The 15,268-nt window shown below is 58.7% G+C and carries 13 protein-coding genes; 5 read left to right on the forward strand and 8 right to left on the reverse strand.

Going from position 1 to position 15,268, the window contains the following annotated elements:
• Positions 1 to 13: 13 nt before the first annotated feature.
• Positions 14 to 1,177: a pyridoxal phosphate-dependent aminotransferase gene (locus GS614_RS03490; RefSeq protein ID WP_171725515.1), complete on the reverse strand. Its 1,164-nt coding sequence runs from the start codon at positions 1,175 to 1,177 to the stop codon at positions 14 to 16.
• Between GS614_RS03490 and GS614_RS03495 the strand changes: the two genes are divergently transcribed.
• The 3 genes from GS614_RS03495 to GS614_RS03505 are packed head-to-tail and all read left to right on the forward strand — an operon-like array spanning position 1,176 to position 4,408.
• Entirely contained in the window at positions 1,176 to 2,558 is a 1,383-nt protein-coding gene (locus GS614_RS03495; protein ID WP_171115447.1) for a M48 family metalloprotease, read from the forward strand. The genes GS614_RS03490 and GS614_RS03495 overlap by 2 nt on opposite strands.
• The gene (locus GS614_RS03500) at positions 2,555 to 3,313 is read left to right on the forward strand and encodes a DsbA family protein (protein WP_171725516.1); all 759 of its coding nucleotides are present in this window, start codon (positions 2,555 to 2,557) and stop codon (positions 3,311 to 3,313) included. The genes GS614_RS03495 and GS614_RS03500 overlap by 4 nt, the downstream gene beginning before the upstream one ends.
• Positions 3,314 to 3,337: 24 nt before the next feature.
• Positions 3,338 to 4,408, forward strand: coding sequence for an agmatine deiminase family protein (locus GS614_RS03505; RefSeq protein ID WP_171725517.1), 1,071 nt, complete (start codon positions 3,338 to 3,340; stop codon positions 4,406 to 4,408).
• 18 nt (positions 4,409 to 4,426) lie between these two features.
• Here GS614_RS03505 and ispG read toward each other — a convergent pair whose 3' ends face one another.
• The 3 genes from ispG to hemA all read right to left on the reverse strand — a co-directional run bounded on the left by ispG (position 4,427) and on the right by hemA (position 8,187).
• Complete coding sequence (ispG, locus tag GS614_RS03510; protein WP_171725518.1) at positions 4,427 to 5,557, reverse strand: flavodoxin-dependent (E)-4-hydroxy-3-methylbut-2-enyl-diphosphate synthase; 1,131 nt, start codon at positions 5,555 to 5,557, stop codon at positions 4,427 to 4,429.
• A gap of 71 nt (positions 5,558 to 5,628) precedes the next feature.
• Entirely contained in the window at positions 5,629 to 6,834 is a 1,206-nt protein-coding gene (locus GS614_RS03515; RefSeq protein ID WP_171725519.1) for a helix-turn-helix domain-containing protein, read from the reverse strand.
• 129 nt (positions 6,835 to 6,963) lie between these two features.
• The gene (hemA, locus tag GS614_RS03520) at positions 6,964 to 8,187 is read right to left on the reverse strand and encodes a 5-aminolevulinate synthase (protein ID WP_171328057.1); all 1,224 of its coding nucleotides are present in this window, start codon (positions 8,185 to 8,187) and stop codon (positions 6,964 to 6,966) included.
• Positions 8,188 to 8,511: 324 nt separating this feature from the next.
• Between hemA and GS614_RS03525 the strand changes: the two genes are divergently transcribed.
• Entirely contained in the window at positions 8,512 to 9,897 is a 1,386-nt protein-coding gene (locus GS614_RS03525; RefSeq protein ID WP_171725520.1) for a dipeptidase, read from the forward strand.
• 153 nt (positions 9,898 to 10,050) lie between these two features.
• On the opposite strand, the gene lpdA is transcribed toward GS614_RS03525, so the two are convergent.
• Positions 10,051 to 11,445 carry a dihydrolipoyl dehydrogenase gene (gene lpdA / locus GS614_RS03530; RefSeq protein WP_171328054.1) on the reverse strand — a complete coding sequence of 465 codons (1,395 nt, stop codon included), beginning with the start codon at positions 11,443 to 11,445 and terminating at the stop codon, positions 10,051 to 10,053.
• Between the two features lie 213 nt (positions 11,446 to 11,658).
• Between lpdA and GS614_RS03535 the strand changes: the two genes are divergently transcribed.
• Positions 11,659 to 12,093 (forward strand): hypothetical protein, encoded by a 435-nt coding sequence (locus GS614_RS03535; RefSeq protein WP_171725521.1) that lies wholly within the window; start codon positions 11,659 to 11,661, stop codon positions 12,091 to 12,093.
• Positions 12,094 to 12,136: 43 nt separating this feature from the next.
• On the opposite strand, the gene GS614_RS03540 is transcribed toward GS614_RS03535, so the two are convergent.
• The 3 genes from GS614_RS03540 to queA form a co-directional block, all read right to left on the reverse strand.
• Positions 12,137 to 12,712 (reverse strand): DUF924 family protein, encoded by a 576-nt coding sequence (locus tag GS614_RS03540; protein WP_152458288.1) that lies wholly within the window; start codon positions 12,710 to 12,712, stop codon positions 12,137 to 12,139.
• A gap of 109 nt (positions 12,713 to 12,821) precedes the next feature.
• Positions 12,822 to 14,093: an MFS transporter gene (locus GS614_RS03545; RefSeq protein WP_152458289.1), complete on the reverse strand. Its 1,272-nt coding sequence runs from the start codon at positions 14,091 to 14,093 to the stop codon at positions 12,822 to 12,824.
• Positions 14,094 to 14,204: 111 nt separating this feature from the next.
• Positions 14,205 to 15,251, reverse strand: a complete 1,047-nt coding sequence (gene queA, locus GS614_RS03550) for a tRNA preQ1(34) S-adenosylmethionine ribosyltransferase-isomerase QueA (RefSeq protein WP_171725522.1) — start codon at positions 15,249 to 15,251, stop codon at positions 14,205 to 14,207.
• Positions 15,252 to 15,268 lie beyond the last annotated feature (17 nt).

Genomic DNA, 15,268 nt, shown 5'->3' on the forward strand with positions numbered 1-15,268 from the left:
ATTTGTGAACGGCTCAGGCAGGTTCTCCGATCACCTTCCGCTCGGTCATGAAAACGCGCAACCGTTCCAGCCCGTCCTGAATGTCGGCCGTCGAACGCGCATAGGAAAAACGCAACGTCGTATGGCCGCGCTGCGGATCGAAATCCAGACCCGGCGTGACCGCGACCCCGGCCTTTTCCAGAATCTCGGCCGCAAATGCGCGGCTGTCATCGGTCAGGTCAGACACGTCGGCATATACATAGAAAGCCCCGTCCGGAGGCGCGATTTTCGTAAAGCCCGCCTTGGGCAGCCCGTCCAGCATCAGGGCGCGGTTTCGGCGGTACACGTCCAGATTGGCTTGCAGTTCGTCCTCGCAATCCATCGCGGCCAGTGCGGCGACCTGACTGGCATGCGGCGCGCAGATGAACATGTTCTGGGCTATCCGCTCGACCACGCGCACCTGATCCTCAGGCACGACCATCCAGCCCACGCGCCAACCGGTCATCGAGAAATACTTGGAAAACGAGTTGATCACATAGCACTCATCCGTCAGTTCCAGCGCGGTCACGGCCTTGGCCTCGTATTCCAGACCATGGTAGATTTCGTCGCTGATGAAGGATGCCCCCTGCCCGTGTGCGGCTTCGATCAGCGACCCCATGGCGGCGTGATCCAGCATCGTGCCGGTAGGATTCGCCGGAGACGCCACCATCAGCCCCTTCAGGCCCATTCCCTGAATATCCGCTGCCACGGGTTGCAGACGGTTTTCAGGCGCGGTCGGCAGATCGACCGGCACCAATCCAAGTGCCCTGAGAATCTGGCGATAAGACGGATACCCCGGCGCACCGATTCCGACGCGATCCCCGCTGTCGAACAATGCCGTGAAAGCCAGCAGAAACCCGCCGGACGATCCGGGCGTGATGACCACGCGCCCCGGGTTCAGGTCCACATGGTACCACTCACCATAAAGCTGCGCGACACGCTTTCGCAGTGCAGGCAAACCCAGAGACACCGTATAGCCCAACGGGCTTTGATCCATCGCCTTGGCCAGCGCCTCGGTCGCGCCCTTGGGGGCGCCGGTTCCGGGCTGGCCAACTTCCATGTGAATCACATGGCGGCCCGCTTCTTCCGCACGGCGCGCGGCCTCCATCACGTCCATCACGATGAAGGGATCGACCCCGGACCGGGTTGAGTTTCTCATGCCCATCTCCCATGTTGCAGCCATGGCTTTTGAACGCGTATCCCTGCTGACGTCAATCCCGGCTCTGATCCTGTCGGTTGGTGTCTGGCTGGCGGCGGCAACGCAATCCCATGGGCAAAGCCTGATCCGCGACCCCGATATCGAGCGTGGCCTGCGCGAGCTGGCCTTTCCGGTTCTGCGTGCCGCCGGTCTGAACACCAATCGGGTTCAAATCCTTGTGGTCAATGACAACACGTTCAATGCATTCGTCATCGACTACAACGCCATCTATTTGAATTACGGGCTGATCCTTACGGTCGAAAGCCCCGAAATGCTGCAAGCGGTGATCGCGCATGAGGCCGCGCATATCGCGAACGGCCATCTGGCCCGGCGTGCCGAAAACCTGAAGGCGGCGCGGCGCAATGCAGGCCTTGGTACCGCTTTGGCCCTTCTTGCGGCTGCGGCCGGAGGGGGTGAAGCTGCCATTGGCATCGCCGCAGGCACCCAAGGCGCCGCAATCCGCAGCTTTCTGGGCCATACCCGCGCCGAAGAGGCCTCGGCCGACCGAAGCGCCGCAAGCTATCTGCGATGGGCTCAGATTTCCCCCAGCGGCATGGTCGAGCTGCACAGAAAATTCGCGGGTCAGGAATTGTTGAGCGTCGCCAATCAGGACCCGTACATGCGGTCGCATCCCACCAGTCGTGAACGATTGCGCGCCGCCGAAGCGTTTCTGGATGAGTTCGGCGACAAGGCCGTTCCGAATGCCAATGCCGATTACTGGTTTGCCCGCGTCAAAGGCAAACTGTCGGCCTTTTTACGCTCACCCAGTTGGACATTACGGCGCGCCAAAGAAGAAACCGCTCAGGACATCCGCCTGATGCGCGAGGCTTCGGCCCATCATCAGAACCGTGATTTGGATCGCGCGCGCCGTGCCATCGACGAGGCACTGGCGCTGCGCCCGAACGACCCCTACTATTATGACCTGAAAGGGCAAATTCTGCTGGAAAACAGGCAAATAGGCGCGGCTGTTGAAGCGTATGGGAACGCTGTTGAAATGGCTCCGAACGATGCGCTTATCCTGGCTGGATACGGGCGGGCGTTGCTGGCGCAGGGTCAAACCAAACAGGCCCTGAGCGTGCTGGAAAAAGCCCGCGCCCGGGACTACCGGAACGCCAGGCTGTTGCAGGATCTGGGTGTGGCCTATGCTCAGGTTGGCAATGATGGTATGGCATCCACCGTGACGGCAGAGCGGTATGCGCTGCAAGGGCGGTTGAAAGATGCCGGAATTCACGCGAAACGCGCCGTGGCACGACTGCCCGAAGGTTCACCGGGTTGGCAAAGGGCACAAGACGTGTTGATTGCGGCGGAACGACTCGACAAAGACAAAAGGAAACGGAAATGATCCTCAGACATGCTGCACCCGCCCTTCTGGGGCTTTCCATGGCGGCGACCTCGGCGCAGGCGCTGGACTTGAATGCGATGAACGATGCCGAGAAGGCGGAATTTGGTGCCCAGGTGCGCGAATACCTGCTGGAAAACCCCGAAGTGATCATCGAAGCCATCAACATACTGGAAGAGCGCAATGCCGTCGCCGAAGCCGCGGCGGACAAAGAACTGGTCGCCGCCAATGCGGATGAACTGTTTGATGACGGGTACAGCTGGGTTGGCGGCAACCCGGATGGCGACATCACGCTGGTCGAGTTCATGGACTACCGGTGTGGCTATTGCCGCCGTGCCGTTCCCGAAGTTACCAGCCTGCTGGCAGAAGACGGCAACATCCGCCTTGTGATCAAGGAATTCCCCATTCTGGGTGATGCGTCTGTGCTGTCCTCACGTTTTGCCTTGGCCACCAAACACGTGGCGGGCGACGACGCATACAAGCAGGTCCATGATGCCCTGCTGGAATTCACCGGCGAGCCAACCGAAGTTGCCCTGCGCCGCATCTCGGACGGTTTGGGGCTGAACAGCGACGAGATCATCGCGGCGATGGACAGCGATCGCGTTACGGATGAGATTGCGCGCACCCGTGCTCTGGCCCAGCGGATGCAGATCTCGGGCACGCCTTCGTTCGTGTTGGGCACAGAGATGCTGCGTGGCTATTTGCCAGCCGATCAGATGCAGCAGATCGTTAACGGTATACGTGCCGAACGCGGCTAAGGCCGGATCTGTCGGCGACGTGCCATGAAACGGCGGGAATTTCTGGTGGCCGGAGGAGCGTTGGGTATGACGGGTTTCTCTGGCCAGTCTATTGCGCAGTCCGCGACAGGCTTCCACGTGCCGGCCGAAGACGCCCGGCATGATCGCACTTTCATGCAATGGCCGGTAAGCCGCACCGTCTATCCCGACCCCGTTTTTTTGGAATTGGTACAGGGGACCATTGCGGAAATCGCAAACACGATCTCTGCTTTTGAACCCGTCACAATGCTCGCCGGATCGGAACATCACGCAGACATCAGCAAACGGCTTTCTGCGGCGGTCGAGATCTGGGATGTCCCGACCGAAGATCTGTGGTGCCGGGACGCAGGCCCGGTCTTTGCGATCAACGACCGTGGCGCGCTTGCGGTCCAACAGATCCAGTTCAATGGGTGGGGAAGAAAACAGGTTCACGCACATGATGCGAAAATTGCCGGCAGAGTGGCCGAAAGGCTGGGTCTGCCCCTGTTGCCGACCGGGCTGATCGGCGAAGCCGGTGGCGTCGAGCAGGATGGGCATGGGACACTTATGGCGCATGAAAGCTCGTGGGTGAATGACGACCGCAATCCCGGCCTCACTCGGGACGATATCGAAGCCCGGTTGTTGGCGGCCTATGGGGCCAAACGCATGATCTGGTCCGAAGGTGTCTGGGGCGAAGACATCACCGACTATCACATTGACAGTCTGGCCCGGTTTACCGGCCCCGGTCGCGGCATCATCAACTTGCCGGATGAACCGGACAAAGATGATCCTTTCCACATGGCCGCGCTGGACACCCATGATCGTCTCATTGCCGCGGGCATCGACATGGACGTGATACCCGAGCCGCATTTCCGCCGTGTCGAAAACCTGGATTTCGTGGCCTCTTATGCCAATTACAACGTCTGCAATGGCGGTGTGATTGCGGCCCGGTTCGGAGACTCGGAAACTGACAGGATCGCGTCGGAAACGCTTGCAAAACACCACCCCGGTCGTGAAGTCGTGACGCTTGACGTGGATGTGCTGGGAGAGCTGGGTGGCGGCATCCATTGCGCTACACAACAGATGCCCGGTTTTTAAATGTCGCGGAGAAACAAGCTATTCAGCCGCTTCAGCCGCTTCAGCCGCCGCATCCAGTTCAGCCGCCTTTTTCTCGACCTCTTCCACGATGTGATCGATCATCTGGTCGTTCGACATCTTGTGGCTGGCTTTGCCGGCCAGATAGACCATGCCGGACCCTGCCCCGCCGCCGGTGAAACCAACATCGGTCATCAGCGCTTCACCCGGCCCGTTGACCACGCATCCGATGATCGACAGGCTCATCGGCGTCTTGATGTGTTCAAGGCGATGTTCCAGCGCCTCGACGGTTTTGATGACATCAAAACCCTGCCGCGCGCAGGATGGGCACGAGATAATGTTGACGCCCCGATGGCGCAGGCCAAGGGATTTGAGGATTTCAAACCCGACCTTGACCTCTTCCACCGGATCAGCAGACAGGCTGACGCGGATCGTGTCGCCGATCCCCATCCACAGCAGGTTGCCAAGGCCGATGGCCGATTTGATCGTGCCGCTGACCAGCCCCCCCGCTTCGGTAATGCCCAGGTGGATGGGGGCATCCGTCGCCTCGGCAATACCTTGATAGGCCGCGGCGGACAGGAACACGTCGCTGGCCTTTACGCTGATCTTGAACTCGTGAAAATCATTGTCCTGAAGGATGCGGATATGTTCCAGCCCGCTTTCGACCATCGCCTCGGGGCACGGCTCGCCATATTTCTCAAGCAGGTGCTTTTCCAGGCTGCCCGCGTTCACGCCGATGCGGATCGAACAGTTGTGGTCGCGCGCCGCCTGGATGACTTCTTTTACGCGGGTTTCGTCGCCGATATTGCCGGGATTGATGCGCAGACAGGCAGCGCCCGCTTCGGCGGCCTCGATCCCGCGCCGATAGTGGAAATGAATATCCGCCACGATGGGCACCGGGCTTTCCCGAACGATCTGTTTCAACGCCTTGGACGACGCTTCGTCAGGAACCGATACGCGAACGATGTCCGCGCCGGCCTCAGCCGCGGCCTGTACCTGCGCCACGGTCGCCGCCACATCGGTGGTCAGCGTGTTGGTCATGGTTTGAACGGCAATGGGTGCATCGCCACCGACGGGGACGTTGCCGACCATAATTTGACGGGATTTACGACGATAGATGTCGCGCCATGGGCGCACGTGATTGAGGGACATAAGGACGGATCCGCGTCTGCCTGAGTTGCGATTGTAGATAGTTCGGCAACCGGGTTATCGCAATGGCTAGATCACTCGGCAGGCGTTTCTGTCGCCTCGGTTTGCAGTTCCGCCACCAGTTGCTTGAGCGCACTGTTCTGTTCCGCCTCCAGATCGGCGACGGCATAGGCCTCGGACACGGCGTCTTTCGACAGAACAACACCCTTGGCGACCGTGCCCGGAGCACCCGCCGGGCCGTAATGCTCACCGTTCATCGCGAAATATACCGATCCCGACGCGCCCGCACGCAATGTCGGCGGTTCTTCCGTCAGGGGCACTTCGAATACACTGCCTTGCTCGACGGTTCCCAGCGTACCTTCGAAAATGACGCTGCCATCCGCAGCCGTCACACGCATCCAGGCGGGATCAACGGCCACGATCTTGAGCGTGGTGTCGATCTGTTCGACCACTTGCGGCAGGGCAGGTTTTTCGACCGTGTGCAGTTCAGCCACTTCGAACTGCGGCAATTCGGGCGGGCGGAAGGTTCCAACCTCGCGCGGATCAAGCGTTGAGATCGGAGCATCCCGCGAGACCAGCACCGGAACATCCAGCGCCTGCGGACGATAGAGACGGTCCAATGCTTCGGCATTCGCCACTTGTGCAGCGTCATCAGACACGTTGCTGCGCGCCGCATCCAGTGGATCCAGATCAGACAGAACCACCGGTGCCTGTTCAACCGGGCTGACCTGTACTTGCTGAATCTTGTTCAGAACAGCCCAACCGCCATAGCCAATGCCACCAATCACCGCCAGCAAAACCAGCGACGAGCCGATTGCGCGGGGTTCAATCTGACTGACCAAAGACTCCTTGCCCGGAATATAGGGCGTATTGGGCGAGATGAATGGATCCCGCCCCATCGGACCGCGCGCAGGTAGAGCCCCCGAAGGTTTCCGCACCACCGAGGCCTCTGCGGACATGCCATGCGCGACCTCAAATCCGCTTTCCTCGCAGAAAGTCGCGAAGGTCTCATCGGGGTTCATACCCAGATAGCGCGCATAGGAACGCACATACCCGGCGATAAAGCCGGGTGTATCAAACGCATCGGGGTCGGCGTTTTCAATTGCAGCGATATAGTTGGCTTTGATCCGCAGTTCGCGCTGAACATCCAGAAGAGATTTGCCCATCGTTGCGCGTTCACCGCGCATCTTGTCGCCTAGGCGAACTTCGTAGTCGTCAAACCCTTTTGGTCTGACATCTACGTCCTCTTCGGATTCGCGCTGAGATCTGCGCCCAATCATCCCTGCTGCCCCATTCTGCCTGTCGCGTATTTCGCGTAAGTGGCGAATCATCCCCAGAACGATTCGTCTACTCGTTTTGTTAGCGTAAGCTTAACACGCGGCAAACTCGTTGCACACTTTGGCGTTAGGTTATCCGGCAAGTTCGGCGCGATTTAGCGCACAATGTGACCAAAGTTCGTCCATCGCCTGCACCAGACGGTTCATTTCGTCGGGTCCATGCACCGGAGACGGGGTAAAACGCAGACGCTCGGTTCCGCGCGGGACGGTCGGGAAATTGATCGGTTGCACGTAAATGCCATAATCGTCCAGCAGCATATCGCTGAGCTTTTTGGTGTGCACCGGATTGCCGACGATCACAGGCACGATATGGCTGCCGTGGTCGATCAGCGGAAGGCCCATTCCCTTCAGCCGCAGCTTGAGAATCTTCGCCTGAGTCTGGTGCTGCTCGCGCAGCTCAGACGCGGTTTTCAGGTGCGCAACGGATGCAGCAGCCCCTGCGGCAACTGCCGGCGGCAACGATGTCGTAAAGATAAAGCCCGGCGCATAAGACCGCACGGCATCGCACATCTTTGCGCTGGCGGCGATATAGCCCCCCATGACGCCATAGGCCTTGGCCAGAGTGCCATTGATGATGTCGATCCGATGTGCCAGCCGGTCACGCTCGGTCACGCCGCCGCCGCGCGGGCCATACATGCCCACCGCGTGCACTTCGTCGATATAGGTCAGCGCGCCGAATTCATCTGCCAGATCGCAGATTTCTTCGATTGGACCAAAATCGCCATCCATCGAGTAGACGGACTCGAACGCGATCAGCTTGGGTGCGGCGGGATCGTCCGCCTCAAGCAATTCGCGCAGATGCGCCAAGTCGTTATGACGGAAGATGCGCTTGGCCCCGCCGTTTCGGCGCACCCCTTCTATCATCGAAGCATGGTTCAGCGCGTCAGAATAGATGATCAGCCCCGGGAACAGCTTGGGCAGCGTGCTGAGCGTGGCGTCGTTGGCGATATAAGCACTGGTGAACAAAAGCGCGGCTTCCTTGCCATGCAGATCTGCCAGCTCGGCCTCGAGCCGTTTGTGATAGACCGTTGTTCCCGAGATGTTGCGCGTACCGCCCGATCCCGCACCTGCGGCTTCGACCGCCTCGTGCATTGCGTTCAGAACAACAGGGTGCTGGCCCATGCCCAGATAGTCATTGCCACACCATACGGTGATGTTCTGCTGCGAGCCGTCCGGGCGCGTGCGTACCGCGTGCGGAAAGTGTCCGTTGCGACGTTCGATATCGATAAAGGTCCGGTAACGTCCTTCGTCATGCAGCCTGGCAATCGCTGAGTCGAGCTGAGCAGTATAGTCCAACGGACCCTCCTTGAATGCCCATTTCCGGTTTCCCTGGGCAATTAGTCTGCCACATCCCACAGCTTAACCTGTATCAGCAGCTTTGTGTTACTTTATTCAGCTGGTTACAGCCGAACAGGTGAACCCAACTTTGATTTGCATCAAATATAAGTTTGCAATGCTCACGGCAAGTATAGTTCCGGCTATCGGACGCGTGGAAACGACGCAGCCCGCGCAACGTCATTTGCGGGCTTGTGATTGCATGAACAATTCAGATCAACCGCTCTGGACGGCGCTGTCAACGCTGCTAGGGTTCGCGCGAACACAGACAAGCAGGAGATCCCCATGTCGCTAGACACCGTGCTGAACCGGATTGACGAAGATCTGCAAACCTCGATCGACCGCCTGATGGAGCTGCTGCGCATCCCTTCGATCTCAACCGATCCCGCGTACAAGGCCGACGTCAGCCGTGCGGCCGACTGGCTGGTTGCCGACCTCAACAGTATCGGAATTGCGGCAGAAAAACGGGAAACCCCGGGACACCCGATGGTCGTAGGCCATGTGGGCGAGGCTTCGGATGCACCCCATATCCTGTTTTATGGCCATTATGATGTGCAACCCGTCGATCCGTTGAACCTTTGGACGCGCGACCCGTTTGACCCCGCCATCGAAGATACCGAGCACGGCCCCGTCATCCGCGGGCGCGGGGCATCGGACGACAAAGGTCAATTGATGACATTCGTCGAAGCCTGCCGCGCCTGGAAAGCGGTGCACGGATCCCTACCCTGCCGCATCACCTTCTTCTTTGAAGGCGAAGAGGAATCCGGCTCACCCTCGCTGGTCCCCTTCCTCGAAGAAAACGCGGCCGAACTCAAAGCGGATCTGGCGCTGGTTTGCGATACATCCATGGTGTCGCGAGGTGTTCCGTCGATTGCCGCGCAGCTTCGCGGCATGCTGAAGGACGAGTTCACGATCATCGGGCCCCGCATCGATCTGCACTCCGGCCATTACGGTGGCCCGGGGTTGAACCCGCTGCGCGAGCTGTCGAAGATCGTTGCCTCATTCTATGATGACGAAACCGGGCGTGTCGCGGTCGATGGTTTCTATGAAGGCGTTCATGAAGTGCCCCAGGACCAGCTGCGCCAGTGGCAGAATTGCGGTTTCGATGAAGCGGATTATCTGAATTCGGTCGGCTATACCCAGCCGCACGGCGAAAAAGCCTATTCGACGCTCGAACAGCAATGGGCGCGCCCGACACTTGAGGTGAACGGGCTGTGGGGCGGATACAATGGCGCAGGCTCGAAAACCGTTATCCCTTCGGAAGCGCATTGTAAAATCACGTGCCGACTGGTCGGCGACATGGACCCCGACGCGCTGCGCAACAAGATCCGCAAACATGTCGAGGATCGCCTGTCCCCGGATGCAAAAGTTGTCTGGGACAACGATCTGGAAGGTTCGCCCGCTTCGGTCATGAATATCGATCGCCCGGAATTCGAAGCCGCGCGCAAAGCACTGTCGGACGAGTGGGACCGCGAAGCGGTGTTTACCGGCATGGGCGGCTCGATCCCCGTCGTCGGGTATTTCAATACCGTTCTGGGGTTGGATTCGATGCTGGTCGGCTATGCCAACGAGGACGACGCCATCCATTCGCCGAATGAGAAATACGACGTCAAAAGCTTTCACAAGGGCATCCGTTCGTGGGCCCGCATTCTGGATGCTTTGAACAAGTAACGGATTTCAGCGAGGCTCTGCCTCGCGCTCCGGGATATTTGACGCCAGATGAATAAAGGATCCCTTGTTCATCTGGCCCAAAATATCCCGGGGGAGCCGCGCGCAGCAAGGCGGGGGCAGAGCCCCCTGTCCGACCGCAACACGCGTATGACGTTACATGTGGATCACGCGGCCATAAGCGTCCAACACGCTTTCATGCATCATTTCTGACAGAGTCGGGTGCGGGAAGACCGTGTTCATCAGGTCTTCTTCGGTGGTCTCCAGCTGCCGCCCAACCACATAGCCCTGAATCAGTTCCGTGACTTCCGCGCCGATCATATGGGCCCCCAGCAGTTCGCCTGTCTTGGCGTCGAACACGGTTTTGATCAGACCTTCCGGTTCGCCCAGAGCAATGGCCTTGCCGTTGCCGATGAAGGGGAAGCGACCGACTTTGATGTCATAGCCCAGCTCTTTGGCCTTGGCTTCGGTATATCCCACCGAGGCCACTTGCGGCTGACAATAGGTACATCCGGCGATGCTTTCGGGCTTGACCGGATGCGCATGCTGGCCCGCGATCAGATCGGCAACCATGACACCTTCGTGGCTGGCTTTATGTGCAAGCCAGGGCGCGCCCGCGATGTCACCGATCGCATAAAGGCCATCGACGCCGGTGCGGCAATATTCATCCGTCACCACATGCGTGCGGTCGATCTTGACGCCCAGCGCCTCGAGCCCGAGGTTTTCGACATTCCCAACAATCCCGACAGCCGAGATAACGGTGTCGAACTCGTGCTTTTCAACCTTGCCCTTGACCTCGATATGAGCGGTGACCTTGCCCTTGCCGCGATCCAACTGCTTGACCATGGCTTTTTCCATGATGGTCATGCCTTGCTTGGTGAAGGCTTTCTTGGCCAAGGCACTGATTTCCGCATCTTCCACGGGCAACACGCGGTCCATCACCTCGACCACCGTCGTGTCGGCCCCCAGCGTGTTGTAGAAACTGGCAAATTCGATTCCGATCGCGCCCGAGCCGATGACCAGCAGCTTCTTTGGCATCCGGGGTGGTTGCAGCGCGTGCTTGTACGTCCAGACCAGATCGCCGTCAGCCTCGAGACCGGGCAGTTCGCGGGCCCGTGCGCCGGTTGCAAGAATGATGTTCTTGGCCGTCAGTTCTTCGGTGCCCTTATCGGTCTTGACGCTGACCTTGCCTTTTGCGGGGATCGTCGCCTCCCCCATCACCACGGCGACCTTGTTCTTTTTCAGCAGATGGCCGATGCCGCCCGAAAGCTGCCCGGCAACGCCACGGGATCTTTTGACGACCGCGTCCAGATCGTAACCGATCTTGTCGGCCTTCAATCCGAAATCCTTGGCGCGTTCCATCAGGTGGAACACTTCGGAGGACCGCAGCAATGCCTTGGTGGGAATGCACCCCCAGTTCAGGCAGATGCCACCGAGGTGCTCCCGCTCGACCACGACGGTTTTCAGTCCAAGCTGGGCCGCACGGATGGCGGCGACATAGCCACCGGGGCCAGCCCCGATTACGATCAGATCATAGGATTGTGCAGCCATGTGTTCCTCTCGGCGCAGGTGGTGAAAATTTAGTTTACCATTAAACTATTTTCAGAAACGCATCAACACGCGTTCCCGCGACAAATGAGACGCAGGGTAAACCTTACCTGAATATGCGGATTTCAGCCTATACGCAGGCCCATGCTATGGCTAGAACAGAAACGCCGACGCCGCTCGGACATTTGTGAACACATTGAATTCAAGGGGTTTACCATGGCCAAAACACTAAAAGATCTGGCGCTTGCTCTGCTAAACGCAACTTTGATACTTGTGGCGCTGTGCTTGTTTTTAGGCTGGAAGCTGGCATCGAAAGTCGAAAGCGTCTCGGCGGAATTCTCAGAGACAGTGCAAGTTCTTGCCCCTATTCGGGATGAAGCGAAGGGCATTTGGGGCGAGCTTTCCGCGTTGCGCGGTGATTTAACGACGCTGATGAGGGAAAACCAAGTTACGGACAGTCAAACCGCTCAAAATATCCAGGCAACATTGCGCCGCCTGAACGCGGTTGAACAAAAGCTACAAACTGCGCAGGAGCGATTCACAGAACTTGCAGAGACACCAGAGGTTTTGATCGCCCAGGCCATACAGACCGGAGCAGACGTCGCGTCCGAACGCGTCTTGTCGTTCAAAGGATGCGAGCCGGGAGCCTGAAGCCACCGCACTAACAACAGAGGCGCAAAACCTTTGTACGGTCTCAGGCCATTGCTTGCAGCTCTCGCACAGTGCTGCCATAGCCGCCCATGTCGACGTAAGCCTCTTCATGGGGGGTCGAGCTGCGCGACAGTGCTTTGTTCCGGTAAGGGAAACGACCGAACTTGCGGATCACTTCACGATGCGCACGGGCGTGCAGCAGATTGCTTGTATCGCCGCTTAGGTTCTGACAGATCAGACGCACGCAGCGTTCCTGATCACACAGATTTTCCGAATGCATCATCGGCAGGTAAAAGAACTGCCGGGCCGGTTCATCGATCTTCTTGTCCCAACCTCTGTCCACCGCGCATTTCGCAGCCGCCAGGGCCGCTCGGTCCGTCGCGAAAGCACGCGCTTGCCCGCGGAACATGTTGCGTGGAAACTGGTCCGTCAAAATTATGTAAGCCAGTGACCCGCTGGGATAGGTCAGCCAGAGCGAAAACTTGCCCTCGGCCGCAGCCTCCCACGTTGATTGAAAACGTGCGCGGATTTCTGAATCCAGCGCTTCATCCTCTATGTACCAGCCCTTTGGACCCACCTCATCTAACCAAAAACTCAATACTTCTTCAGGCGTTACCATTGCCTTAAACTCCGTCTTGTGCCCGTAGTTTGGACGTAACGTCATTTAAGGCCGTTTTACAGAACTGTTACAGTAACATATTGCAACACTTGCGACATAATCCTGTGTCCTAGGCATCTTCCTGCTCAGCCTGTTCGGCCTCGGCGGCTTCGATGGCGACTTCCTGTGCCACTTCAAACGCAACTGGCGAGGCTGTTGGATACAGCGTCGACATTGTGCCGGTTTCGTCCACGGGTATCGATGCCCGCTGCGTCGTCCGATACAGGGCGTAAAGTGCCATTGCGAGTAACAGTGCCGCAATAAAGAGAAAAAAGCCCGGTGGCCCGAATACGGCATCCCCCATCAGCCAGCCGGTGATCACCGGCCCGGCAATCGCGCCCAGACCGTTGATGAATACCAACCCACCGGATGCGGCCGCCATGTCCTCGTGATCCAGAAAGTCATTCGCATGCGCGATCAGCAGTGAATATAGCGGGTTGGACATACCGCCGATCAGGAAAGCCGAAGCAAGCAGAATTGGAAACGATCCGCCCATCATCATAGCGATCGTTGCGCCACCGGCACCGGCGAGCGCCACAAGCAGGATCAGAAAGCGGCGATCCATACGGTCAGAGAACCAGCCCAAAGGGTATTGCAGAACCACAGCGCCGATATAAAACGCCGCAACGAAGGTCGAAATTTCAACAAGCGACAGCCCTGCCCGGGCGCCATACACCGCCGCCATGCCGAACTGCGCGGAAAACACACCCCCCAGAAGAAACATGCCCACGCAGCCTAGAGGCGAGGTTTCCAGTAGTTGCTTCAGGGTCATCGGTTTGGTGGTATCAAAGGCCGGTGTCGGCGAGATCGACAGCAAAATCGGTGCGAAGGACACTGAAACCAGGATCGAGGCGATCACAAACGTCTCGTAACCGGCCGGGTCGCCGACAAGAACAAGCGCCTGCGCACTGATGATCCCCGTCATCTGTACGATCATATAGAGCGACAGCGCCTGCCCGCGATTTTCATTGCTGGCCGCATTGTTGAGCCAGCTTTCAGCGGTGACATAGACGCCCGAAAAACAGAATCCGATCACCACCCGGCCCAAAGCCCACGCGATCGGGTTGGTCAGCATGGGATACATGATCATCACGGCCGAAATAAACGACGCAAGGGCCGCAAAGACCCGCACGTGGCCAACGCGCCGGATCATCTCGGGCGCAAGGCGTGAGCCGCCCAGAAAGCCCAGAAAATAGGCCGACATGACAAAAGACATCTCGAGGGTCGAAAAGCCTTCGATCTCACCCCGCACACCCAGAATCGTGCCCTGAAGGCCGTTTCCGACCATCAGCAACCCCATGCCGAGCAGCAGCGCCCATGCGCTGGAAAGGACCTGAATCATTGGGGCCTCCGACTAGTGCCAACCTGATTTTAGTGTCGTTCTGCGATCAAAGACCGCCTACGTCGCGCTTGTCTACGACATTCCCGATCCGCGATGCTGTTTCCGCGCCTCTCAAGGGATCAAAAGCGACGCGTCGCCATAGGAAAAGAACCGGTATTTCCGGGCGATGGCATGCGCGTAGACATCGCGCATCCGATCCTGCCCCATCAGCGCCGAAACCAGCATGAGCAACGTGGATTTCGGCAGGTGAAAATTGGTCATCAATGCGTCAGTGACATGGAATTCAAAACCTGGATAGATGAAGATATCCGTTTCGCCTTCCCAGGGTTCGATCTTTCCTGACCTTGCCGCACTTTCGATCAGTCGCAAAGCCGTTGTCCCCACCGGGATCACCCGCCCGCCGGCGACCTTGGTTGCCTGTATCTCAGCGGCGGCGTCGGGGCTTACCTGCCCCCACTCAGCATGCATCTTGTGTGTTGTGACATCCTCAACCTTGACCGGAAGAAAAGTCCCTGCCCCCACATGAAGCGTCACATGCGTGAAGCTTACCCCCCGTTTTGCCAGCGCCTTCATCAGCGCCTCATCGAAATGCAATGATGCGGTCGGGGCGGCCACGGCACCGGAATGATTTGCCCAGATGGTCTGATAGTCCGTCTTGTCCCGTTCATCAGCCGGACGTTTGGCTGCGATGTAGGGCGGCAGAGGCATTGCTCCGGCTTGATCCAGCACCGCGTCGAAATCCTCGCCGCTGAGATTGAAGCGCAGATACGCCTGGCCATCCGCAACCCTGTCCAGCGTGGCGCTGAGATCATCCGAGAAGACAATCTCTTCCCCAAGCTTCACCTTCTTGAGCGGCTTGATCAACGCAGACCACGTGCCATCGGCCTGTGGATCAAGCAAAGTGGCCTCGATCCCTGCGGAAACCGGCCCCTGCGCGCTGTCTCGGTGGCGCCGGCCGTTCAGTCGCGCCGGAATGACCCGTGTGTCATTCAACACCAGCCGGTCACCTGGCCGCAGAAAATCGGGCAGGTCGAAAACATGGCTGTCCGTGATTGCATCCCCCTGCGCCACCAGCAGACGTGCAGAGGAACGCGGGCTGGCCGGCCGCGTGGCGATCAGGTCTTCGGGCAGATGGAAATCAAAATCGCTAAGTTTCATGCCCGCGCCTTACAACC

This window comes from Ruegeria sp. HKCCD6604 (assembly GCF_013110635.1).
Classification (GTDB): Bacteria; Pseudomonadota; Alphaproteobacteria; order Rhodobacterales; family Rhodobacteraceae; genus Ruegeria.